Annotated in this window: 22 protein-coding genes; 14 read left to right on the top strand and 8 right to left on the bottom strand. The window is 74.8% G+C overall.

The window, feature by feature from the left end:
• Positions 1 to 4: 4 nt before the first annotated feature.
• The 3 genes from GA0070610_RS20290 to GA0070610_RS20280 all read left to right on the top strand — a co-directional run bounded on the left by GA0070610_RS20290 (position 5) and on the right by GA0070610_RS20280 (position 5,492).
• On the top strand, positions 5 to 772 hold the full coding sequence (locus GA0070610_RS20290; protein ID WP_089001506.1) for a 3-oxoacyl-ACP reductase: 768 nt from the start codon (positions 5 to 7) through the stop codon (positions 770 to 772).
• The gene (locus GA0070610_RS20285) at positions 769 to 1,542 is read left to right on the top strand and encodes a gamma-glutamyl-gamma-aminobutyrate hydrolase family protein (RefSeq protein WP_089001505.1); all 774 of its coding nucleotides are present in this window, start codon (positions 769 to 771) and stop codon (positions 1,540 to 1,542) included. The genes GA0070610_RS20290 and GA0070610_RS20285 overlap by 4 nt, the downstream gene beginning before the upstream one ends.
• Positions 1,543 to 1,823: 281 nt before the next feature.
• Complete coding sequence (locus GA0070610_RS20280) at positions 1,824 to 5,492, top strand: SpoIIE family protein phosphatase (protein WP_089001504.1); 3,669 nt, start codon at positions 1,824 to 1,826, stop codon at positions 5,490 to 5,492.
• 34 nt (positions 5,493 to 5,526) lie between these two features.
• Here GA0070610_RS20280 and GA0070610_RS20275 read toward each other — a convergent pair whose 3' ends face one another.
• Complete coding sequence (locus GA0070610_RS20275; protein ID WP_231925750.1) at positions 5,527 to 5,844, bottom strand: STAS domain-containing protein; 318 nt, start codon at positions 5,842 to 5,844, stop codon at positions 5,527 to 5,529.
• Positions 5,845 to 5,938: 94 nt separating this feature from the next.
• Here GA0070610_RS20275 and map point away from each other — a divergent pair, with 94 nt between their 5' ends.
• On the top strand, positions 5,939 to 6,796 hold the full coding sequence (gene map, locus GA0070610_RS20270) for a type I methionyl aminopeptidase (protein WP_089001502.1): 858 nt from the start codon (positions 5,939 to 5,941) through the stop codon (positions 6,794 to 6,796).
• Positions 6,793 to 7,509: a VIT1/CCC1 transporter family protein gene (locus GA0070610_RS20265; RefSeq protein ID WP_089001501.1), complete on the top strand. Its 717-nt coding sequence runs from the start codon at positions 6,793 to 6,795 to the stop codon at positions 7,507 to 7,509. Before map ends, GA0070610_RS20265 begins: the two co-directional genes overlap by 4 nt.
• 13 nt (positions 7,510 to 7,522) lie before the next feature.
• Here the strand turns inward: GA0070610_RS20265 and GA0070610_RS20260 are convergent, their stop codons facing one another.
• The 7 genes from GA0070610_RS20260 to GA0070610_RS20230 all read right to left on the bottom strand — a co-directional run bounded on the left by GA0070610_RS20260 (position 7,523) and on the right by GA0070610_RS20230 (position 13,789).
• Positions 7,523 to 8,248: a hypothetical protein gene (locus GA0070610_RS20260; protein ID WP_089001500.1), complete on the bottom strand. Its 726-nt coding sequence runs from the start codon at positions 8,246 to 8,248 to the stop codon at positions 7,523 to 7,525.
• A 9-nt stretch (positions 8,249 to 8,257) separates the two neighbouring features.
• The gene (locus GA0070610_RS20255; protein WP_089001499.1) at positions 8,258 to 8,758 is read right to left on the bottom strand and encodes a nitroreductase/quinone reductase family protein; all 501 of its coding nucleotides are present in this window, start codon (positions 8,756 to 8,758) and stop codon (positions 8,258 to 8,260) included.
• Positions 8,759 to 8,785: 27 nt separating this feature from the next.
• Positions 8,786 to 11,491, bottom strand: a complete 2,706-nt coding sequence (locus GA0070610_RS20250) for an FtsX-like permease family protein (protein WP_089001498.1) — start codon at positions 11,489 to 11,491, stop codon at positions 8,786 to 8,788.
• A complete protein-coding gene (locus GA0070610_RS20245) occupies positions 11,488 to 12,246 on the bottom strand; it encodes an ABC transporter ATP-binding protein (protein WP_172896561.1) in 759 nt (252 codons plus the stop codon). Before GA0070610_RS20245 ends, GA0070610_RS20250 begins: the two co-directional genes overlap by 4 nt.
• Complete coding sequence (locus GA0070610_RS20240; protein ID WP_089001496.1) at positions 12,243 to 12,830, bottom strand: PadR family transcriptional regulator; 588 nt, start codon at positions 12,828 to 12,830, stop codon at positions 12,243 to 12,245. Before GA0070610_RS20240 ends, GA0070610_RS20245 begins: the two co-directional genes overlap by 4 nt.
• Positions 12,831 to 12,896: 66 nt before the next feature.
• Complete coding sequence (locus GA0070610_RS20235) at positions 12,897 to 13,343, bottom strand: ferritin-like domain-containing protein (RefSeq protein WP_089001495.1); 447 nt, start codon at positions 13,341 to 13,343, stop codon at positions 12,897 to 12,899.
• Entirely contained in the window at positions 13,340 to 13,789 is a 450-nt protein-coding gene (locus tag GA0070610_RS20230) for a hypothetical protein (protein ID WP_089001494.1), read from the bottom strand. Before GA0070610_RS20230 ends, GA0070610_RS20235 begins: the two co-directional genes overlap by 4 nt.
• Positions 13,790 to 14,018: 229 nt before the next feature.
• On the opposite strand from GA0070610_RS20230, the gene rimP reads away from it, so the two are divergent.
• The 9 genes from rimP to GA0070610_RS20185 all read left to right on the top strand — a co-directional run bounded on the left by rimP (position 14,019) and on the right by GA0070610_RS20185 (position 22,002).
• On the top strand, positions 14,019 to 14,711 hold the full coding sequence (gene rimP, locus GA0070610_RS20225; RefSeq protein ID WP_089001493.1) for a ribosome maturation factor RimP: 693 nt from the start codon (positions 14,019 to 14,021) through the stop codon (positions 14,709 to 14,711).
• Positions 14,708 to 15,751 (top strand): transcription termination factor NusA, encoded by a 1,044-nt coding sequence (nusA, locus tag GA0070610_RS20220; protein ID WP_089001492.1) that lies wholly within the window; start codon positions 14,708 to 14,710, stop codon positions 15,749 to 15,751. The genes rimP and nusA overlap by 4 nt, the downstream gene beginning before the upstream one ends.
• A gap of 16 nt (positions 15,752 to 15,767) precedes the next feature.
• Positions 15,768 to 16,100 (top strand): YlxR family protein, encoded by a 333-nt coding sequence (locus GA0070610_RS20215; protein WP_089001491.1) that lies wholly within the window; start codon positions 15,768 to 15,770, stop codon positions 16,098 to 16,100.
• A 93-nt stretch (positions 16,101 to 16,193) separates the two neighbouring features.
• Positions 16,194 to 19,199 carry a translation initiation factor IF-2 gene (gene infB, locus GA0070610_RS20210; protein ID WP_089001490.1) on the top strand — a complete coding sequence of 1,002 codons (3,006 nt, stop codon included), beginning with the start codon at positions 16,194 to 16,196 and terminating at the stop codon, positions 19,197 to 19,199.
• 87 nt (positions 19,200 to 19,286) lie between these two features.
• Positions 19,287 to 19,580, top strand: a complete 294-nt coding sequence (locus GA0070610_RS20205; protein WP_089001489.1) for a DUF503 domain-containing protein — start codon at positions 19,287 to 19,289, stop codon at positions 19,578 to 19,580.
• Positions 19,581 to 19,732: 152 nt separating this feature from the next.
• Positions 19,733 to 20,221: a 30S ribosome-binding factor RbfA gene (gene rbfA / locus GA0070610_RS20200; protein WP_089001488.1), complete on the top strand. Its 489-nt coding sequence runs from the start codon at positions 19,733 to 19,735 to the stop codon at positions 20,219 to 20,221.
• Positions 20,222 to 20,322: 101 nt separating this feature from the next.
• On the top strand, positions 20,323 to 21,300 hold the full coding sequence (locus GA0070610_RS20195; RefSeq protein ID WP_231926219.1) for a DHH family phosphoesterase: 978 nt from the start codon (positions 20,323 to 20,325) through the stop codon (positions 21,298 to 21,300).
• A gap of 85 nt (positions 21,301 to 21,385) precedes the next feature.
• On the top strand, positions 21,386 to 21,793 hold the full coding sequence (locus GA0070610_RS20190; protein ID WP_089001486.1) for a hypothetical protein: 408 nt from the start codon (positions 21,386 to 21,388) through the stop codon (positions 21,791 to 21,793).
• Positions 21,793 to 22,002, top strand: a complete 210-nt coding sequence (locus GA0070610_RS20185; RefSeq protein ID WP_172896697.1) for a DUF6186 family protein — start codon at positions 21,793 to 21,795, stop codon at positions 22,000 to 22,002. Before GA0070610_RS20190 ends, GA0070610_RS20185 begins: the two co-directional genes overlap by 1 nt.
• Positions 22,003 to 23,070 lie beyond the last annotated feature (1,068 nt).

Below are 23,070 nucleotides of genomic sequence, written 5' to 3'. Positions count from 1 at the left end.
TCAGGTGCGGGGTCGACTTGAGGACCGGGTGGCGGTGGTCACCGGAGCGGGCAGCGGGATCGGACTGGCCACCGTGCGGCGCTTCGCCGCCGAGGGGGCCCGGGTGGTCTGCGTGGACGTCGACCCGGAGGCGGGCGGCCGGGCCGCCGAGGAGGTCGGCGGGGAGTTCGTCGCCACGGACGTCGCCGACGAGTCGGCCGTGCGGGACCTGTTCGACGGGGTGGCCGAGCGGCACGGGCGCATCGACGTGGCGTTCAACAACGCCGGCATCTCCCCGCCCGAGGACGACTCGATCCTGACCACCGGCCTGGACGCCTGGGAGCGCGTGCTGCGGGTTAACACCACGAGCGTCTACCTCTGCTGCAAGTACGTCATCCCGCACATGCGCCGGCAGGGCCGGGGCTCGATCATCAACACTGCGTCGTTCGTGGCGCTGATGGGGGCGGCCACCTCGCAGATCGCGTACACGGCGAGCAAGGGCGGGGTGCTGGCGATGACCAGGGAGCTGGGCGTGCAGTTCGCCCGGGAGGGCGTCCGCGTCAACGCGCTCTGTCCCGGCCCGGTCGCCACCCCGCTGCTGCTGGAACTCTTCGCCGCCGACCCGGAGCGCGCCGCCCGCCGGCTGGTGCACGTGCCGATGGGGCGGTTCGGGAAACCGGAGGAGATCGCCGCTGCGGTGGCGTTCCTGGCCAGCGACGACTCGTCCTTCATGACCGCCGCGCAGTTCGTCGTGGACGGCGGCATCACCGGCGCGTACGTCACGCCGCTGTGAGCCGGCCACTGATCGGGATCACCGCGTACGTCGAGCCGGTCGGCTGGGGCGTGTGGCGGGACGTGCCGGCGGTGCTGCTGCCCGAGGCGTACGTGCGGGCGGTCACCGCGGCCGGCGGCCGGGCGGTGGTGTTGCCGCCGGACGACCGCGACGCCGACGTGCTGCGGGTGCTCGACGGGCTGCTCCTGGCCGGCGGCGCGGACGTCGACCCGGCCCGGTACGGCCAGCTGCCGGCGCCCCGCACCGAGAGCCGCCCCGGGCGCGACGCGGGCGAGTTGGCCCTGCTCACCGCCGCCCTCGACACGGACCTGCCGGTGCTCGGCGTCTGCCGGGGGATGCAGCTGCTCGCCGTCGCCGCCGGCGGGTCGCTGTACCAGCACCTGCCGGACGTCGTGGGGCACGACCTGCACCGTCCCGCCCCCGGCGTCTACGGCGGGCACGGCGTGCGGTTCGCCCCGGGCAGCCTGGCCGCGACGGTGCTGGCCGGCGTGGTCCGGGTCAACTCGTACCACCACCAGGCGGTGGCCGACCCGGGCCGGCTGACGGCGACGGGATGGTCCGACGACGGGGTGGTCGAGGCGGTCGAGGATCCGCACCGCCCCTTCCTGCTCGGTGTGCAGTGGCACCCGGAGAACGAGCCCGACCCCCGGCCGATCGCCGCCCTGGTCCGGGCGGCCGGGGAGCACCGGTCGGCCCGGGAGCACCGGGCCGGTCCGGCCCTCCCGGTGACGTCCCTGCCCGGCCGGGCGCGGGACGCCACCAGCAGGTAGGTGTCGCAGATCACAGCCGCGTGTCGAGGGGTGCGGGGTAGGCCCGGTGTGGTCCCGTCGACGGGACTGAAATGCCGCGCTGGTGGGGATTCGGGCGAGCGCCGTCGCGTGTGGATCGGGCCGCGCGACGCCGCTGCGAGGAGTCGACGGCCCGATGCGGCGGACGTAACCAGCGCACGACGGGCGGTATGCGTTACGTTGCTCGTCCGTCGGGGTACCAAGCGGGGCAGGGCCGGTTGGATCACCGGGCCGAGGCGGTGATGGCCGGAGCGGGAGGAACTATGAGCTCGGCCCAGGGGGGCGTGGACGAGGGTTGCCCGGCCGCGGGAGGGCAGGACGCCGAGTTCCCCCCGATGCTGGCCGCCGCCTTCGCCGGCGGTGGCGAGATGGGCGAGCTGATGCGCCGCGTCGACTGGTCGGCCCATCCGCTCGGCACGCCCGACCGCTGGCCGGCGACGCTCTGCTCGGCGATCGGCCTGATGCTCGCCTCGAGCGCGCAGATCGTCATCTTCTGGGGCGAGGACGAACTCGCCTTCTACAACGACGCCTACCGCCCCACGATCGGCGACAAGCACCCCGACGTGCTGGGCCGGCCGGCCCGTGAGCACTGGGTGGAGACCTGGAGCGTGCTCGGACCCCTGCTGGAGGGCGTCCGGCGCGACGGCCGGTCGTACCGTGCGCAGGACCACCCCTTCCCGCTCGACCGCCGCGGCTTCGTGGAGGAGACGTACTTCGACGTCTCCTACGACCCGATCCTGGGCACCGACGGCACGGTCGACGGCGTCTTCTGCATCGTCAACGAGACCACTGGCCGGGTGGTCGGGGAACGCCGGCTGCGGCTGCTGGCCGAGCTGGGCACCGAGCTGGCCGAGGTCGACAGCAGCCCCGCGCTGGGCCGGGCGGCCGCGGCGGTGCTGGACCGGCACCGGTCGGACGTGCCGTTCGCGGTGGTGCACCTGCCCGGCGGGACCGGCGACGTGGTGCTGGCCGGGTGCAGCGGCGTCGATCCCGGGACGGTCGTCACGTCCGCGCCGGCGCGGGTCGCCGAGGTCGTGGCTTCCGGCACCGCCGCCACCGTCGCGGTGACCGACCTGCTCGCCGAGGCCCCGGACGACGCGACCGGTGAGGCACTGGTGCTGCCGGTCACCGCCGGGAACGAGGCCGTCGGCACTCTGGCGGTCGGCGTGGCCCGCCGGCAGCCGCTCACCGACGAGTACCGGGACTTCTTCGACCTGGTCGCCGCGCAGATCTCCCGGGCCGTCGGGCGGCAGCGGGCGTACGAGCAGGAACGCGCCCGCGCCGCCGAGCTGGCCGCCCTCGACCGGGCCAAGACGAACTTCTTCGCCAACGTCAGCCACGAGTTCCGTACCCCGCTGACCCTGGTGCTCGGCCCGCTGGAGGACCTGCTGGCCGATCCGGCGCTGCCCGAGGCGTACACCGACCGGCTCACCATCATGCACCGCAACGCGCTGCGACTGCTCAAGCTGGTCAACACGGTGCTCGACTTCTCCCGGCTGGAGTCCGGGCGGCTGACCGCCCGCTACCAGCCCACCGACCTCGCCGACTACACCGCCCGACTGGCCAGCACGTTCCGGTCGGCCACCGAGCGCACCGGGCTGCGCCTGGTCGTGGACTGCCCACCGCTGCCGGCGCCGGTCTTCGTGGACCGGGACATGTGGGAAAAGGTCGTCCTCAACCTCGTCTCGAACGCGGTGAAGTTCACCTTCGACGGCGAGATCCGGGTACGGATCCGCGCGGTCGACGGGGCCGCGCGGCTGGAGGTCGCCGACACCGGCGTCGGCATCGTGCCGGAGGAGCTGCCGCAGATCTTCGAGCGCTTCCACCGGGTGCCCGGGATGCGCTCGCGCAGCCACGAGGGCACCGGCATCGGCCTGGCGCTGGTCCGCGAGCTGGTCGAGATGCACGGCGGCGAGGTGGCCGTGCGCAGCCGCGTCGACGAGGGCAGCACGTTCACGGTGACCGTTCCGTTCGGCGCCGGGCACCTGCCGGCCGAGCGGATCGCCCACGCCGAGCCGACCGCGCAGCTCGACCTGGCGCACGCCGACCTCTACGTCGCGGAGACGGCGCTCTGGACAAGCGCCGCGGGCCCCGCCGACGGGGCCGGGGGGACGCGGGGGACCGGCGCCGCCGGCCGGATCCTGGTCGCCGACGACAACGCCGACCTCCGCGAGCACGTCACCCGGCTGCTCTCGCCGTCCTGGGAGGTGGTCGCGGTCACCGACGGAGTGGAGGCGCTGCGGCACGCCGCCGACGGCTCGTTCGACCTGGTGCTGACCGACGTGATGATGCCCCGGCTGGACGGGTTCGGCCTGGTCGCCGCGCTGCGCGCGGATCCGCGTACCCGCCACGTGCCGATCGTGCTGCTCTCCGCCCGCGCCGGCTCCGCCGAGGAGGTCGCCGGGCTGGCGGTGGGTGCCGACGACTACCTGACGAAGCCCTTCTCCGGCCAGGAGCTGACCGCCCGGGTGCGGGCCAACGTCGAGCTGGGCCAGCTCCGTGGCCAGATCATCCGGGGGTTGCGGGCCCTGGCCGACGCGGCGGTGGCGGTCAACACCGCCCGCTCCACCGCCGACGTGCTCCAGGTCGCCGCGCGGCACGCCCTGAGCCTCGCCGAGGCCGCCCGGGTGGTGGTCTCGGCCACCGGGATGCGTTTCGAGGCCGACGGCGGCGGGCTGGCCTCGATCGAGCCGTCCTTCGTGCTGCCGCTGACCGGCACCACCGGCGAACGGCTCGGCGAGCTGCGGGTCTGGCGCCCGGACGGCGACGGGGCCCACACCGACGAGGCCGCGCTCACCCAGCTCGCCCGGCTGGTCGGGGTGCGGCTGGAGAACGCCCAGCTCTACGAGGCCGAGCACCGCATCGCCACCACGCTCCAGCACAGCCTGCTGCCCCGGTCGCTGCCGCAGCTGCCGGGCGCCCTGGTGGCCAGCCGCTACCTGCCGGGCAGCGCCGACGTGGAGGTCGGCGGAGACTGGTACGACGTCGTCGCGCTCGGCGACGACGAGCTGGTGCTGGCGATCGGCGACGTGGTGGGCAAGGGCGTACCGGCCGCCGCGGCGATGGGCCAGCTACGCAACGGGCTGCGGGCGTACCTGCTGGAGGGCTTCGACCCCGGTGAGTCGCTGACCCGGCTCAACCGGCTCGTCGGCACGACCGAGGGTCGGTCCTTCGCGACCGTCTTCTGCCTGTGGTTCAGTCCGCGCACCGGCCGGATGCGGTACGCCAGCGCCGGTCACCCGTCCCCCCTGCTGATCCGAGGAGACGACGTGGCGTTCCTGCACGGCCGGGCGCTCGGGCCGCCGGTCGGGGCGATCCCCGACACGACCTACCGGACGGTCGAGGGGGAGCTGACCGCCGGAAGTCGGCTGCTGCTCTACACCGACGGGCTCATCGAGGACCGGCAGCTCGGCATCGACGCCTCGCTGGACCTGCTGCGGCAGGACGCGGCCACCCCCGGCGAGCACGTGACCGACCTGATCGACGCCGTGGTGGAGCGGGTCGCCGGCCGGCCCCTGCGCGACGACGTCGCGGTGCTCGCCCTGGAGGCGGCGGAACTCAACCGGTTCGCGCTGCGGCTGCCGGCCGATCCCACCCGGCTCAGCGTGCTGCGCAAGCGGTTGGAGGACTTCCTCGTCGCGCACCAGGTCACCGAGACGGACCTGTTCGACCTGACCGTCGCCATCTCCGAGGCGGCGGCCAACGCCATCGAGCACCCCGTCGAGCCGGCCGAGCCGACGATCAGCGTCGAGGTGACCATCCACGACCGCACCGTGGTGGCCTCGGTACGCGACAGCGGCCGGTGGCGGGAGTCGACCGGCTCGGGCTTCCGGGGGCGGGGGCTGTCCCTCATCGAGGCGCTGGGGGAGCTGTCGGTGACCCGTACCGCCGGGGGGACCGAAGTGACGCTGCGCCGGCGGCTGTCGGACTGAGCGCGCGACCGACGGCGCCGCCCGGCACGAGGGCTCAGGCCGGGCGGAGCCAGGCCTGGTCGGCCAGGCCGGAGATCTCCAGCACCCGGTGGACCTGCCGCGACGGCAGCACGGCGAGCGTGCCGGGGAACTGCTGGGCCAACCGGACCACCGCGTGGATCGCCGCCGAGTCGAAGAAGGTGACCGCCCGCAGGTCGAGCGTCACCCGCTCGGCCGGCTCCCGCAGCGCGGCCTGGTACATGACGTCGGCGGTGGCCATGTCGACCTCGCCGGTCACCAGGACACGAAGGTGGGCGCCGTCGATCTCCGCGCTGGCGGAGAAGACGGGAGACGTGCCGCCCCCTTGATCCACGGAGCCACAATGGCACAGCGGACCTTGCACGGCAACAACCGTTTCCGGCGGGCGGTGGCGGGGGTCACCATCGTCGCGGCGATAAACTCGGGCCATGACCGTCCGTGCGCCGCTGACCCCAGGCACGCTCTCCCCGCTGCGGCCCGTGCCCGCCCACATCGTCCGCCCGGAGTACGTGGGCAAGAAGCGTCCCCAGGAATGGCGCGGCTCGCACGTGCAGACACCGGAGACGATCGAGAAGATGCGGCTCGCCGGCCGGCTCGCCGCGCAGGCCACCCAGCTCGCCGGCGAGCACTGCAAGCCCGGCGTGACCACCGACGAGATCGACCGGGTCGTGCACGAGTTCCTCTGCGACCACGGCGCCTACCCGTCGACGCTGGGCTACAAGGGCTTCCCCAAGTCGTGCTGCACCAGCCTCAACGAGGTGATCTGCCACGGCATCCCCGACTCCACCGTGCTGGCCGACGGCGACATCATCAACGTCGACGTCACCGCGTACCTCGACGGCGTGCACGGCGACACGGACGCCACCTTCTGCGTGGGCGAGGTCGACGAGGAGGCCCGGCTGCTGGTCGAGCGGACCCACGAGGCGATGATGCGCGGCATCCGCGCGGTCGCCCCCGGCCGCCAGATCAACGTGATCGGCCGGGTCATCGAGTCGTACGCGAAGCGCTTCGGCTACGGCGTCGTACGCGACTTCACCGGCCACGGCATCGGCGAGGCCTTCCACAGCGGGCTCTACGTGCCGCACTACGACAGCCCGCGTCCCACGGACGTGATGGAGTCGGGGATGACCTTCACCATCGAGCCGATGATCACCCTCGGCACCCACCAGTACGACATGTGGGACGACGGCTGGACCGTGGTGACGAAGGACCGCCGCTGGACGGCCCAGTTCGAGCACACCATCGTGGTGACCGAGGACGGTCACGAGATCCTCACCCTGCCGTGACGGACACTCCGGCGGCACTGCGTGAGGCGCACCACGCGGACGTCTCCGGCGGCTGGCTGCGCCCGGCCGTCTTCGGGGCGATGGACGGTCTGGTCACCAACATCGCCCTGATCGCCGGCGTGGCGGGTGGCGGGGTGTCGCCCCGCAGCGTCGTGCTCACCGGCGTGGCCGGCCTGGTCGCCGGCGCCATCTCGATGGGGCTGGGGGAGTACACGAGCGTCCGCTCGGCCAACGAACAGGTCGCCGCCGAGGTCGCCAAGGAACGCCGCGAGCTGGAGCGGCACCCCGAGGCCGAGGCACGCGAACTGGCTGCGGCGTGGGTCGCCCGGGGGCTGGCCCCCGATCTCGCCATGCAGGTCGCCGAGGCCGTCCGCCGCAACCCGGACGAGGCCCTGCGGGTGCACGTCCGGGAGGAACTCGGCGTCGACCCGGACGACCAGCCGAGCCCCTGGGCGGCGGCCATCTCGTCGTTCCTGTTCTTCTCGGTCGGGGCGCTGGTGCCGCTGCTGACCTACCTGTTCGGCGCGACCAGCCTGTGGCTGGCGCTCGCGGTCGGCGGGCTCGGGCTCTTCCTGGCCGGTGCGGTGGTCGCCCGCTTCACCGCCCGCTCCTGGTGGTCCGGCGGCCTGCGCCAGCTCCTGCTCGGCGCGGCGGCGGCCGGCGCGACGTACCTGATCGGCGCCCTCATCGGCGTCCAGGGCGGCCTCGGCTGAGTGTGGCGCCCGGTCAGCCGGCGAGCAGGTCGTCGACCGTGCCGTCGACCGGGCGGCCCCGGGCCGTCAGCTCGGCCGCCTGGCGGGCCAGGACGGCACCCACCTCCGTCATGTCCGCGCCTGCCAGGCCGGTGCGGCGTACGGCGTCGCCCGGGTCACGGAAGTAGGTGCGGCTGAGCAGGCCGTTGACCGTGGCCGCCGCCAGTCGTGCCTCACCGAGCATCAGCAGTGCCTGGTCGGTCTCGTACCACTCGGCCAGCCGGGCGGCCCGGGCGTGCGCCGCGCTGCCCCGGTACCAGGCCCGGCGGGCCGCCGTGCTGAACTCGCCCGGCCGGGCCCGGGCCAGCCGGCCGAGATGCTCGTCGCGTAGCGTGCGCAGCCAGCCGGTCGGATCGTGCAGGGCGCGGGTGCTGACGTACCGGTCGGCGGTCAGCGGCCAGAGCGAGGAGATCACTCGGGCCTGGCACAGGTAGTCGTCGGCGCCCGCCACGGTCAGGTCGACCAGGACGCCGTCGACGCGCCGGGTCGCGGGCGAGGGGCCGCCGCCGGGCCGGTAGGTCACCACCAGCAGCCCGACCTCGCCGTCTCCGCCGCCGTCGTCGTCGCCGTGCGCCAGCGGGCCGTGCACCGCGACCGCCAGCACGTCGGCCGGGAACCGCTGGCGCACGGCGTCGGCTACCCGTCCGGCCACCGCCCACCGTGGATCGTCGGGGTGGGGTTCGCCGTCGGCGCCGGTCACCGCGCCAGCCTATGCGGGGGCGCCCGGCCCGCCCGGCACGCCGCGCCCGGTGGGCACCAGCCGGAAGACGAGGATCTCCCGACCGCCGGCCCGCCGCGCGTACGCCCGGTAGGCGGGCCACTCGGTGACCAGCAGACGCCAGAGGCGGTCCCGTTCGGCGCCGGTGGCGACCTCCGCGCGCACCGGCACGCGGCGGCCCTTGACGGCCACCTCGGCGGCGGGATCGGCGCGCAGGTTCATCGCCCAGCCCGGCTGGTGGGCCTGGCCGAAGTTGGAGCCGACCACCACGTACGCGTCGCCGTCGGGCACGTAGAGCAGCGGGTTGCTGCGCGGCCTGCCGGAGCGGCGGCCGGTGGTCGTGACGACCAGCGACGGGATGAGCCCGAGCGCGACCACCCGGCCCCGGGTGAGCCGCCCGACCAGCCGGTCGGCGGGGACGAGCAGGCGGACGGCGGCGCCGAACCAGCGGTGGTGGCCGACCCGGCGGGTGAGGGCTCCCAGTACGGGCACGGCCCCAGTTTGCCCCCTGTCCGCCCGTCAGTCGAGACGTCGCTCGACCGGCAGCCGGGAGCGGGTGAACAGTCCCGCGCCGAGCATCGCGACCAGCGGCACCACCACCAGGACGCCGAGCGTGACCCACGGGACCACCACCGGGTACGGCTCCGGGACGGGCCACAGGCTGGCGTAGCGGCGGTTGAGGGCGGTCAGGATGATCAACGCGGAGCCGAGGCCGGCGGCGATGCCGAGCACGGAGCCCAGCACGGCGATCACCCCGGACTGGCAGAGCGACAGCAGCCGGCGCAGCCCCGGCCCGGCGCCGACCGCCGCGAGGGTCGACAGGTCCGCCCGACCCTCGGCTGCGGCCAGCCCGGTGGCGATGCCGGCGGCGCCCACCGTGACGACCCCGGCGGCGGCGGCCAGCAGGAGCAGCAGCGGCCGTCCCGCGTCGCCCTGGGTACCCGGGTCGATCTCGACATGTGCGCGGAGCGGACGTACGGCGGCGACGAACCGGCCCTGCCGGTCCTCGCCGGGCACGCCGTCGGCGGCGATCGCCCAGCCGAACGGCTGGACGCTCAGGCCGAGCCGCTGGGCGGCCGCCGGGGAGAGCAACATCCGGTCCGCCCCCAGCCCGGTGGGCAGCGGATACCCGGCGACGGCGGTGACGGCCGGGGGGTCGGGCCGGGCCTGCCCGGTGCGGGTCACCCGCACGTCGACCCGCCCGTCGCGCACGTAGCGCGGATCGGTCACCACCGCGCCGCCGGCCCGCAGCACGGCGGTGGCGGCAGCGACGTCGGCGGGGGCGGCGCCGGTGAGCACCGGCAGGGCCGTCCCGTCGTCCACCAGCACGTGGAAGGTCCCGCCGAACTGGTCCTCGGGTTCCGCGCAGCGGGCGTCCGCGCGGGCCCGACGCTGCTGCGCCGGGGTGAGCCGGTCGCCCGGCGTCCACGGGCAGACACGCTCGGCGGGCAGCACCGGCGAGACGATGCACAGCCCGGTGTCCGACCCGCACCGGGGCTCCACCAGCGGCGCCACCGTGCGGGCCCCCAGGTGGTCGCGTGCGGCCTCGCTGACCCGGGACAGGTCGGGCGGCGGGCGGTCGGGGTCCGACCCGGTGACCAGCACCGTGGCGGACGGCAGGGTCGGCAGGTACATCGTCGCCGACCGGGCGTCGTCGCTGGCCAGGTACACCCCGACGGCGACGCTGCCGGCGACCGCCGCCATCACGGCGGAGATCGCGGGCGCGGTCGACGACCGGTTGCGGCTGGCGTCGCGCAGCGCGATCCGGGGCGCCAGCGGCAGCGACCACCCGAGGCGGGCGAGCACGCCGACCAGCGTCGGGGTGGCGAAGACCAGGCCCAGCTCGCCGAGGACGAGGCCGGCCAGGATGACCGCCGGGGCCGTCCGGGCCGCCCCGAACGCGGCCACCGCGGCGCCGCCGACGGCCAGGGCCGCCCCGACGGTCAGCCAGCGCCGCCGGTGGGCCGGCGGGGTGCGCCGGCCGGCCAGCCCCGCCACCACGTCCTGCCGGGCGGCCGTCCAGGCCGGGGCCAGCGCGGCCAGCACCCCGGCCAGCACCGCGACGGCGGCGATCGCCGCGAGCGCCTCCGGCCAGCAGCGGTACGCGCCGAAGCGCGCGCCGAAGAGGTGCTGCTCCACCAGGGGGCGGCCGGCGAACGCGGCGGCGACGCCCAGCGCGACCCCGACGGCGGCGCCGACGGCACCCAGCACCACGCCGTCGGCCAGCACGATCCGGCGCAGGTGGGCGTCGTCCCCGCCCGCCACGGCGACCAGCGCGAGGTCCCGGCGCCGCCGCCGTACGCCGACCGCGAAGGCCGGTCCGACGAGCAGCACCACCTCCAGCAGCCCCAGCCCGCCGACGAGCACCGAGACGCTCATCCCCTCCACGTCCATGGCGGAGCGGCCGTACGGCGCGAACGTGACGGTGGCCGACGCCGGGGCGGGGACGCGGGCGTGCACCAGGACGCCGTGCGCGTTGAGCCGGCGGAACAGCGCCTCGTCGGCGGTCCCGGGCAGGTCGACCAGCCAACTCGTGCCCGGCTCGGTCTCCATCCGCCCCTCCGACGGGTGCAGCGTCACCATTGGGCCCAGGTCGTCGGGGTACTCGACCACGCCGACCACCCGCCAGGAGCGGGCGCCGTCGCCGGAGGTGACGGTGCCGCCGAGGCGGGCGTCGAGGCGGTGCAGGGCCGCCGGGCTGACCGCGATCTCGTCCGGCCCGGCCGGCGCCCGCCCCGAGTGGAACCGGACCAGCCCACGGCCGAGCGGATCGCCGAGGTCCACGGCGCGCCCCGTGAGGCCGTCGTCGACCCGCCCGCCGACCCGGGCGTCGAACGCCACCCAGCGGCGCAGCGGGACCACCCGGCTCCCGGGCGGCAGGAGGGCGGTCACCTGGCCGGCGGTGACGGGCCCGGCCGAGGGAACGTCCTCCGGGTCGGAGCGCCAGGTTTCGGCCCAGGCGCTCTGCACGATCGGGACCCGCACCACCCAGCTCAGCTCCGCGTCGGCCGCGCCGAGCTGGCGGTCGGCCCGCTCGACCGGCGTCAGCTCGGACATCCGCCAGCTCACCGCGGTGAAGGTCAGCACCAGCACCGGCAGCGTGATCATCGCCAGCACCAGCGCCGTACGCCCCCGGGTCCGCCGGGCCTCCCGCCGGGCGATCCGCAGCGCCACCCACCAGGAGCCGGCCGCCCGGGCGAGCCGGCCGCCCCGGCCCGCGCTCACCGACCGCTGCCGCTCAGCAGCTGCTCCACGCTGCCCAGCGGGGCCGTCGTGTCGACCAGCACCCCATCGCGCAGGAAGACCACCCGGTCGGCCCAGGCGGCGTGCCGCGCCTCGTGGGTGACCAGCACGGCGGCGGCCCCGGCGTCGACCCGTCGGCGCAGCAGGTGCAGCACCGCCTCACCGGTCTGCGAGTCCAGCGCGCCGGTCGGCTCGTCGGCGAGCACCAGCCGCCGTTCGCCGACGAGCGCGCGGGCGATCGCCACGCGCTGCTGCTGCCCGCCGGAGAGCTGGTCGGGGAACCGGTCGCCCAGCTCGGGCAGGCCCACCTCGGCCAGCGAGTCCAGCGCCAGGCGGCGGGCCCGCCGTACGCCCGTGCCGTCGAGTTCGAGGGGGAGGGCGACGTTCTCCACGGCGCTCAGGCTGCCGAGCAGGTTGAGATCCTGGAAGACGTAGCCGATCCGCCGTCGCCGCACCTGGGCCAGCCGCCGCCGGTCCAGGGCGCCGAGCGGCTCGCCCTCGACGTACACCTCGCCCGCGGTCGGGCCGTCCAGCCCGCCGGCCAGGGCGAGCAGGGTCGACTTCCCGGAGCCGGACGGGCCCATCACGGCGACGAGTTCCCCCGCGCGCACGGTGAGGCTCACCCCGCGCAGGGCGTGCACGGCCGCCGCGCCGGCGCCGTGCGTGCGGTGCACGTCACGCACGTCGAGCACGGGCGTGGTCGGGCTTCCGGCCGCTGGCCCGTTCCCCGTGGTCACCGTCGCGCCTCCTCGTCGGCCCGGTCCACCGCCTCGGCAGGCGTCGTCGGGACGCGCCCGGGCTGTGCCGGACGGTAGCGCACGAGGCTGGTCTCGCAGTGGTCCAGCCAGCGCACCTCGGCCTCGGCCTGGAAGACCATGGCGTCCAGCACGAGCCGCCACGGCAGGTCCTCGGGACGGTCGCTGGCGTACTTCAACCGGGTCAACTCCTGCAACGCCCGCATGGTCGCGCTGCGCTGGGTCTGCACCACCGACCGGACGTCGACGCCGGGGGTGGTCAGCGCGAGGGCCAGCTTGATCGCCAGCTCGTCCCGGGGCCGGTCGGTGCGGCTGATCGGGGTGGCGAACCACAGGGCCAGGTCCGCCCGCCCGGCGTCGGTGATCTCGTACGGGCGCTGCCCGGCGTCGCTCTCGGGCAGCGACCGGACCAGCCCGTCCCGCTCCAGGCGGGACAGGGTGGTGTAGACCTGCCCGATGTTCAGCGGCCAGGTCGAGCCGGTCGACTCCTCGAACGCGGCGCGCAGCTGGTAGCCGTACATCTGGCCGCGTTCGAGCAGGGCGAGCAGCCCGTGACGGATGGACATGGCAACGGAGTATGCATACCTGGTATGCGACCCGCAACCGGAGCGGGGTCGACGGGGTCGGGCCGGTCAGGCCGGGCGACCCGGGAACGGCACCGTCAGCGGGGTGATCCCGGCCATCCGTCGCCACCGGGTGGCCCGCAGGGCGTACTCGACCAGAGCGGCCAGGGCCCGGTCCCGGTCGGCGCCGATGGTGGCCGGCACCGCGGCCCGCCAGAACGCGGCCGTGCGCTCCTCCACCTCGACGGCCAGCCGCAGCGCGCTCGCCCGGTCGGTGACCGGGAACGGCAGCGTGTAGCCGGCCCGGTCCGCCGGGACGCTCGCGCCGCCGGTGCTCAACTGCACGATCAGCTCGTCGCGGCGGCGTCGGTGGGCGGCCTCCGCCTCCCTCGCGGCGGTCCGGGCGGCGCCGGTGAGGCGTACCCCGATGGGCCCGTACGCCCAGATCGCGGCGTACTCGGCGGTGAGGGCGGCGGCGAGCGCCCCGGCGGGCCCGGTCGGTGTCGGTGTGGTCACTTCAACGCCTCCACGTGCGTGGCCCGGGCGGCGACGATCGAGGCGAGCAGCGCGGCCCGCTCCGCCGGGGCCGCCGCGCAGGCACTGGTCGCCGCCTCCCGGCCGGCCCGTTCGCTCTCGCGCAGGGCGGCCCGCGCCGCCGCCGGATCGCCCGGCGTGGCGGTCGTGGCGGGGGCGGATCCCGAGGGCAGCGGTACGCCGACGAGCCGGGCCAGCTCGGCCGCGTGCGCTCGGTGCGCCTCGGCGATCGGGGTGAGCAGGGCGGCGAGGGTGGGGTGCGCGGCGGCGGCGTCCCGGTGCCCGGCGGCGAGCCGGAGCGACTCGTCGAGCAGCGGGGTGAGCGGGTCGGGCTCGGGGGCGGGTTCGTCGCCGCGGTCGAGCAGACCGCATCCGGTCAGCGGCGCCGCGGCCCCGCCGAGCGCCAGGAGCGCCCCGGCGCGCAGCACGTTGCGCCGGGAATGCCCGGTTGTCTCGCCGCGTCGTGTCGTTCTGCCCGTCGCCACCGGACAAGTCAACACCATCACCGGCCGTACGTGGGCCACCGGCGTCGGTGCGCCGCCCGGCCCGGCGCCCGGTAGGCGCGTTACGCTCTGCGCAGCCACCGGCGCGTCAGCTCCGGTGGCGTGCCGGCATGGCGGCCGACCGGGTGCCGTCGATCAGCAGGAGGGTGCGGAGATGACGCAGCGTGGCCGTGCCACGAGGTCGACGGGTCCGGCGGGGAGGCCCCGACGCGCCGACGCCCCACGGGGCGGGGAGCGTGCCGGCGGCCCGCGCGGCGACCTCGCCGCCCGGCGGGCCCGGCTGCGTGACGTGATCGAGCCGGTGGTCACCGCCGCCGGCTACGACCTGGAGGAGCTCTCCGTCTCCCGGGCCGGCCGACGGCACGTGGTGCGGGTGATCGTGGACGCCGACGGCGGGATCAGGCTGGACGCCGTCGCCGAGGTGTCCCGGGCCGTCTCGGCGGCCCTCGACGCCGCCGAGGAGGCCGGGGGCGACATCGTCGCCGGGGAGTACCAGCTGGAGGTCAGCTCCCCCGGCGTGGACCGGCCGCTCACCCTGCCCCGGCACTGGCGGCGCAACGTCGGCCGGCTGGTGAAGGTGACCGCGCGCGGTGCGGGCGCCCAGGCCGAGCAGGCCACCGGCGACCGGCAGGTCACCGGCCGGGTGGTCGAGGCCGACGACGAGCGCGTGGTGCTGGAGACCGACGCCGGCCGCGCCACCTGGACGTACGCAGAGCTCGGCCCCGGCCGGGTGCAGGTCGAGTTCCACCGCCTCGACGAGATCGAGGAGACGGACGAACCCGACGACATGGACGACACCGACGACTTCGACGACGAAGATGATGATGTGGAGGACGAGGAGAGGTGAACATCGACCTCGCGGCGCTGCGCGCACTCGAGCGCGAGCGGGAGATCCCGTTCGACACGATCCTCGCGGCGATCGAGACCGCGCTGCTGACTGCCTACCGGCACACCGAGGGGGCGGAGTCGCACGCCCGGGTGGAGATCGACCGCAAGTCCGGCGCGGCCCTGGTCTACGCCCAGGAGCTGGACGACGACGGCACCGTGGTGCGGGAGTGGGACGACACCCCGCACGACTTCGGGCGGATCGCCGCCATGACCGCCAAGCAGGTGATCCTCCAGCGGCTGCGGGAGGCCACCGACGAGGTGCACTTCGGCGAGTACGTCGGCCGCGACGGTGACCTGGTCACCGGCGTGGTGCAGGCGCACGAGGCGCGCAGCGAGAAGGGCATCGTCAGCGTCGACCTCGGCAAGCTGGAGGGCGTGCTGCCCCAGTCCGAGCAGGTCCCCGGCGAGCGCTACGCGCACGGCGAGCGGATCCGCTGCGTGGTGGTGCACGTGGCGAAGGGGATGCGCGGCCCGCAGATCACCCTCTCCCGGTCGCACCCGGCGCTGGTGAAGAAGCTCTTCGCGCTCGAGGTGCCGGAGATCGCCGACGGCACGGTCGAGATCGGCGCGATCGCACGTGAGGCAGGTCACCGCACGAAGATCGCGGTCCGCTCCATGACCCAGGGCGTCAACGCCAAGGGCGCCTGCATCGGGCCGATGGGGCAGCGGGTCCGCGCGGTGATGAGCGAGCTGCACGGCGAGAAGATCGACATCATCGACTGGTCGGACGACCCGGCGACGTTTGTCGGCAACGCCCTGTCGCCGGCCAAGGCCCTGCGGGTCGAGGTGGTCGACCTGGCCAGCCGTACCGCCCGGGTCACCGTCCCGGACTTCCAGCTCTCCCTCGCCATCGGCCGGGAGGGGCAGAACGCCCGACTTGCGGCCCGGTTGACCGGTTGGCGGATCGACATCCGGTCCGACGCCGAGCAGGCTGGCGGCTCCGGCCGGGCCGGGGCTGATCACGTCCCGGAGCCGGGCGGCGCGATCTCGGGCGCCTAGGGGTAGACTTTCTCCAGTGGTACGACGCGCGCTGCCGGAACGCACCTGTGTGGGTTGCCGGCGACGTGCGCCGGCCAGCGAATTGCTGCGGATCGTCGCGGTCGGCGACGAGGCTGGTCACAGCCTTCGGCCCGATCCGGCCCGCAGGCTGCCGGGTCGGGGAGCGAACATGCACCCGGATCCGGCCTGCTTCGCGCAAGCGGTGCGGCGACGCGCCTTCGGGCGTGCGCTGCGCATCACCGGGGTCCCCGACCACGGTGAGCTCGCGGAGCACGTCGATGCGCCAACCACTACGTCCGGTCAGCCCGATCGGACGAGGGTCGCTAGCAAGGTAGGACGACCGACATGAGCACACGATGAAGTCCCTGAAATGACCAGGCTTCAAGTGCACGAGTGAGGTCGCTGCGGGTGCTGCCCGCACGACCTCGGAGTGAGGAGTGCAGTGGCAGGTAAGGCCCGCGTACACGAGCTTGCAAAAGAGCTCGGGGTCGAAAGCAAGACCGTTCTCGCCAAGCTCAAGGAGATGGGCGAGTTCGTGAAGTCCGCGTCCAGCACCGTCGAGGCGCCCGTCGCCCGACGGCTGCGTAGCGCGTTCGTCGCCTCCGCCGGTTCTCCGGCGCCGGCCGCCCCACCGGCGGCCGCCCCGGCGCCGACCCCGACCCCGACGCCCTCCCCGGCCCCCGGTGGGCCCCGGGTCTCGGCCAAGCCGATGCCGCCCCGGCGGCCGGCCGCGCCGACGCCCGGCCCGAAGCCCAAGGGCCCGGTGCCCGGTCCGCCGCAGCCCGCGGCCCCGGTCGCCAAGCCGGCGAGTGCCCACGACATCGAGGTGGCGGCCGCCGAGGCGCGTGCCGCCGCGCTGAAGGCCGAGCAGGAGGCGGCGGTCAAGGCCGCCCAGGCCGCTCGGCAGCAGCAGCGTGAGAACGTCCGCCGGGAGCCCCCGGCCGACGGTGGCAACCGTCCCGGTCCCCGACCGGGTCCGGGTGCCATGCCGCCCCGCCCGGGTTCCCCGGCCGCCGGTCGTCCCGGCGCGCCGACGCCGGGCCCGGGTGGCCGTCCGGGCGGGCGTCCGCCGGCGCGCGGCGCCGGTAACAACCCGTTCGGCATCCAGGGCAGCCAGCAGCAGCAGCGGCCCCCGGCCGCCGGTGCGGGTGGTCCCCGGCCCAGCCCGGCCGGCATGCCGCCGCGTCCGAGCCCGGCCTCCATGCCGCCCCGTCCGAGCCCGGCCTCCATGCCGAGCCAGCGCCCCGCCACCGGTCGCCCCGGCCCCGGTGGTGCCGGTCGCGGTCCCGGCGGCGGCGCGGGTCGTCCCGGTGGCGGCGGTGGCGGTGGCTTCCGCGGCGGTCCCGGTGGCGGCGGCGGTGGCGGTGGCTTCCGCGGCGGTCCCGGTGGCGGCGGCGGTGGCGGTGGCTACCGTGGCGGTCCCGGTGGCGGCGGCGGTGCTCCGGGCGGCGGTTTCCGTCCGGGCGCTCCGGCCGGTGGCGGCGGTCGCCCCGGCGGTGGCGGCCGTGGCCGTGGCGGCGGCGCCGCGGGTGCCTTCGGGCGTCCGGGTGGCCGGCCGACGCGCGGTCGCAAGTCCAAGAAGCAGCGCAGACAGGAGTTCGACAACCTGTCGGCCCCGACCATGAGCTCGGGTGCTCCCCGGGGTCAGGGTCAGGTCGTCCGGCTCTCCCGTGGCGCCTCGCTGTCGGACTTCGCCGACAAGATCAACGCCAACCCGGGTTCGCTGGTCCAGGAGATGTTCAACCTGGGCGAGATGGTCACGGCGACCCAGTCGTGCTCCGACGACACCCTGCTGCTGCTGGGTGAGCACCTCGGCTTCAACGTGCAGATCGTCAGCCCGGAGGACGAGGACCGCGAGCTGCTCGCGCAGTTCAACATCGACCTCGACGCCGAGGTCGCGGAGGACCGCCTGGTCAGCCGTGCGCCGGTCGTGACCGTCATGGGTCACGTCGACCACGGTAAGACCAAGCTGCTCGACGCGATCCGCAAGGCGAACGTCGTGGCCGGCGAGGCGGGTGGCATCACCCAGCACATCGGTGCCTACCAGGTCCACGTGCCGCACGAGGGCGAGGACCGCGCGGTGACCTTCATCGACACCCCGGGTCACGAGGCGTTCACCGCCATGCGTGCCCGTGGTGCCCAGGTCACCGACATCGTGGTGCTGGTCGTCGCGGCCGACGACGGCGTCATGCCGCAGACGATCGAGGCGCTGAACCACGCCAAGGCGGCCGACGTGCCGATCGTGGTGGCGGTCAACAAGGTCGACAAGCCGGAGGCGAACCCGGACAAGGTCCGCCAGCAGCTGACCGAGTACGGCCTGGTCGCCGAGGAGTACGGCGGCGACACCATGTTCGTCAACGTGGCGGCCAAGCCGGGCATCGGCATCGACGAGCTGCTCGAGGCGGTCCTGCTGACCGCCGACGCGTCGCTGGAGCTGACCGCTCCGATCGACGGGCCGGCGCAGGGTGTGGCCATCGAGGCGCACCTGGACAAGGGTCGCGGTGCGGTGGCGACGGTGCTGGTGCAGAAGGGCACCCTGCGGGCGGGCGACTCCATCGTCGCCGGTGGGGCGCACGGCCGGGTCCGGGCGATGCTCGACGAGAACGGCAACCAGGTCGCCGAGGCCGGTCCGGCGCGTCCGGTCCTGGTGCTCGGTCTGACCGCGGTGCCCGGTGCCGGCGACACGTTCCTGGCGGCCGAGGACGACCGCACGGTGCGCCAGATCGCCGAGCAGCGGCAGGCACGGCGGCGGGCGGCGTCCTTCGCCAACTCCCGCGGCCGGGCCACCCTCGAGACGCTCATGGAGCAGCTCAAGGAGGGCGAGAAGACCTCGCTCAACCTGGTGCTCAAGGGCGACGTCTCCGGTTCCGTGGAGGCCCTCGAGGACGCGCTGTTCAACCTCGACATCCCGGAGGAGGTCCAGCTCAGGATCATCCACCGGGGCGTGGGCGCGATCACCGAGAGCGACGTCATGCTCGCGAGCGCGTCGTCCGAGCCGGTCACGATCATCGGTTTCAACGTGCGGGCCGCCAACAAGGTCCGCGAGATTGCCGACCGCGAGGCTGTGGAGATCCGGTACTACACCGTGATCTACCAGGCCATCGAGGAGATCGAGGCGGCGCTCAAGGGCCTGCTCAAGCCGGAGTACGAGGAGGTCGAGCTGGGCACCGCGGAGATCCGCGACGTCTTCCGCTCGTCCAAGATCGGCAACATCTCCGGTTGCATCGTCCGGTCGGGCATCATCCGGCGCAACGCCAAGGCGCGCCTGCTGCGCGACGGCTCGGTGGTGGCGGACAACCTCACCGTCAGCTCGCTCAAGCGGTTCAAGGACGACGCCACGGAGGTGCGCGAGGGCTTCGAGTGTGGTCTGACCCTGGGTGGTTACAACAACGTCCAGGTCGGCGACATCATCGAGACCTTCGAGATGCGGGAGAAGGTTCGCGCCTGATCCGGTGAACCACTGATCGGGGGGTTTACGCCGCAGGGCGTAAACCCCTTGATCATGTGGGGGTCCGTACGGGTATCGTCCGGGGCGATGTTCACCGGAACCGCGGTCTTCGACCTGCTGCTGCCGGGCGACTCCCGGTCGCTCAAGGCCAAGAGATCATACGTACGGCCGATCGTCGCGGCGTTGCGCCGCTTCGAGGTGTCGGCCGCCGAAGTGGGAGCGCTCGACCTGCACGGTCGGGCCGAGATAGCCGTGGCCGTGGTGGCCGCCGAGGCGTCGCACGTCCGCGAGGTGCTGGACTCCTGCGAGCGACTGGTGGCCGGCCGGCCGGAGACCGAGCTGCTCTCGGTGCGTCACCGGCTGTACGGCGAAGAGGACTGACCAGCGGCGCTGTCCGCCGAAGCCGGGACGGAGCCGGCGCCGCGCGACGCGGGTGGCCGCGCGGGTAGTGTTCGAGTTGTTGGGCCGTCGGCTCCGGGGCGCTCCGCGTCGCCGGACGGCGGCCGGGAGCGGGACGCCGTGGAGGTGGCGAGATGTCGGATCCGGCCAAGGTACGCCGGCACGCGGAGCGGGTGCGTGAGCTGGTCGCGTCGGTGGTGCGCAGCCAGATCAAGGACCCCCGGCTCGGCATGATCACGATCACCGACGCGCGGATCACCGCCGATCTGCGCGACGCCACCGTCTTCTACACGGTGCTCGGCGACGCGGCGGCCCAGGCGGGCACGGCGGCGGCGCTGGAGAGCGCCAAGGGGATGCTGCGCAGCACCGTCGGCAAGGCGCTCGGTCTGCGTCACTCGCCGACGCTGACCTTCGTCCTGGACGACGTGCAGGATCAGGTCAAGCACATCGACGACCTGCTCGCCCAGGCCCGCAGCGCCGACGCCGAGGTGCAGCGCATCGCCGCCCGGGCCGAGTACGCGGGCGAGCCCCAGCCGTACCGGCTGGACGAGGACGAGGACGCCGACGAGGCACCCGCCGAGGACGCCGACGAGGCCCCCTCGCGGAGCGGGGAAGCGCGGTGACCGAGCCCTCCGGCGGACCGGCTGGTGGCGCCTTCGCCGAGGCCGCGCCACCGCTCGACGCCGGCCCGACCGAGGCGGACTGGACCGCCGCCGTCGCGGCCGTGCGGGACCTGCCGGCGGACGGGCGGGTGCTGCTGATCTGCCACGTCAACCCGGACGGGGACGCGCTGGGCAGCATGCTGGGCTTCGGGCTCGGGTTGCGCCGGCTCGGGGTGCGGCGGATGCAGGCGACGTTCCCCGGCCCGCCGGAGGTGCCGGAGCCGTTCCAGGAGCTGCCCGGGCTCGACCTGCTGGTGCCGGCGACCGAGGCGTACCCGGACCCGGACCTGGTCATCTGTTTCGACGCGGCCAGCGGGTCGCGCCTCGGCGAGCTGGTCGACCGGCTGGAGACCGCCCGCGCCGCGCTGGTGCTCGACCATCACGCGTCGAACACCCACTTCGGCCGGATCAACCTCGTGGACCCGCACGCGGCGGCCACCTCGGTGGTGGCCGAGGGGCTGCTCGGCCGCCTCGGCATCGAGCTGGACGCCGGGATCGCGGAGTGCCTCTACGTCGCGCTGAGCACCGACACCGGCTCGTTCCGGTTCGAGGCGACCACCCCGGCGGTGCACGAGCTGGCGGCACGCCTGCTGGCCACCGGCATCCGGCCCGGCGACATCTCCCGCCGGGTCTTCGACACCCGGCCGTTCGGCGCCGTCCGTCTCTTCGGCGAGGTGCTCGGCCGGGCCCGCCTGGAGCCCGCCGTGGCCGCGGGGCACGGTCTGGTGTGGACGTACGCGACCCAGGACGACCTGGCCCGGCACGACCAGCGCCCGTACGTGCTGGAGCCGTTGATCGACTCGGTCCGGTGCACCGCCGAGGCCGACGTGAGCTGTGTAGTCAAGGAGACCACGACCGGAGACTGGGCGGTGTCGATGCGCAGCAAGGGCGCTGTGGACGTCAGCCGGGTGGCGGTCGCGCTGGGTGGCGGCGGGCACCGCTTCGCCGCCGGCTTCACCGGTTCCGGCACGCTCGACGAGGTCGTCGGCCGGATCCGCGCGGAGCTCGACGGCGCGCTGACCGGCGCCGGCCGGCACTGACCCGGACAGGCGGGGCGGGAAGATCAGGGCGAGCCCGGGGAGTGTCCGTCTTCCCGGTTGCGGCGAGTACGGGGAGAATCGCGGGATGGAACAGCCCCACGACCTCACCGTCGAGGCGCCCCGCGCCTGGGACCGTCCCGCCGTCGCCGTGCCGGTGCTCGTCTGCCTCTCGTTGGTCGGCGGCCGGTTCCCGTCGTTCTCGACCGAGGCCAATCTATGGACCCTCGGCACCGGCGGGGTGCTGATCTGGTTGGGTCTGAGCAACCGGGTGCCCCGGCGGCCCGCGCCGCGCCGGTTGGGCGCCCCGGCCGCCTGGTGGGCCCTGCCGGTGGTGGTCTTCGGGGTCTTCGAGGGGACCACGTTCGTCCTGGCGGCGGGGGACGACTTTCCCACCTTCTCGCGGCTGGCCGATCCCCTGCTGGAGGACCGCCTGGTCCGCTCGGCGGCCTGGCTGGGCTGGCTGTCGGCGTTCTGGGGACTGGTGCGGCGATGATGCGGACGTTGGCCATCGGTGGCTTCCTGGTCTCCCTGGTACTCTTCGCCGCCGTCGAGTGGGCGGCCCGCCGCGAGGGTTCCCGGATCCCCACGCTCGGCGAGGTCTGCGCCTACGTGATGCGCTACGAGGTGGGCCCGGTGCCGGTCGGTCGGATCGGCCTGTTCGGCTTCTGGTGGTGGCTGGGCTGGCACTTCCTGGCCCGCTGACCCGGCTCCGTGCTTGCTGGCTCGGCTCCGTGCTTGCTGACCCCCTCCGTGCTTGCTGACCCCCTCCGCGTTCCCTCGGAGTGCCGTACCGCGGCCGCTCCGGGCGAACATGAGTCCAGATCGCGGGAACAACAGGCAGTATGTGGAACTGAACGATAGCTTGGGAATCGGTCGGCGTCGTGTGGCGGCGCTGGCCGTGGGCGGTGTCGCCACACCCGGCGGCGCCTCCCTCCAGGGTCGAACCGACCCGGGCTAACGCTGCCCACCAGCCGCTCCGGTGACCCCGGGCCGCTGCCAGGCGCTCAGCACGACCGCCCGTGAGGGCTGCCGCTCAGCGGCTGCCCAAGCCCTGGAAGGGGACCACCATGCCCAGCAAGCCCAAGCCGCAGACCACCGACGAGGCCCGCGAGCAGATGCGCCGCGCACTGCAGACGTCCATGGACACCCGTCAGTGACAGACGCCGACCGGCGGTGACGCTGCCGGCCTCCCGCGCCGACAGCGTCACCCCGCACCGGCCCTGAGCACCGTCCCGCCCCACTCCGGGCCCACCTCGTCCCTCACCCTTCCTGCCCGTCCCGGCGCCCGAATGCCCAGCACGGCAGCCCGCGCCTCCTGGTGCCCCGGCCCGCGTGCCCGCCACGGCAGCCCGCGCGCATCCGGTGGCCGCCCGCGTGCCCGCAGGGACGTCCCGCGCTCTCCCATTGGCCCGGCGCCCGCAGGCCCGCAGGAGGCTCGCGCATTCCGGTGGCCCCGCTCCCCGCGTGCCCGCGACGGAGGCCCGCGCCTTCGAGTGGTCTGGCGCCTGCGCGCCCCGCGTTGGTGGCCGCGCCTTTCCCGGTAGCCCTGTTCCCGAGTGCCCGCCACGAAAGCCCGCGCCTTCTGGTAGCCCGGCACCGGGGCTGCGCCGAGGGCCTGCCGCCTGCTCGGTGCCCTGCCGCTATGCCACACGCCACGTCTGAGGCTGAGCCACGCCTGCGACGTCGGACGGACTCGGCGTAGAACACGGTCACCACCTGCTTGACGCTCTGCCACCCCCCACCCCCCACCCCCCACCCGCCACCCGCCAC

The sequence above is a fragment of the Micromonospora echinofusca genome, from assembly GCF_900091445.1.
GTDB classification, from domain to species: Bacteria; Actinomycetota; Actinomycetes; order Mycobacteriales; family Micromonosporaceae; genus Micromonospora; species Micromonospora echinofusca.
Note: the sequence above shows the minus strand (reverse complement) of the source record. Positions and strands in the feature narration are given on the sequence as shown.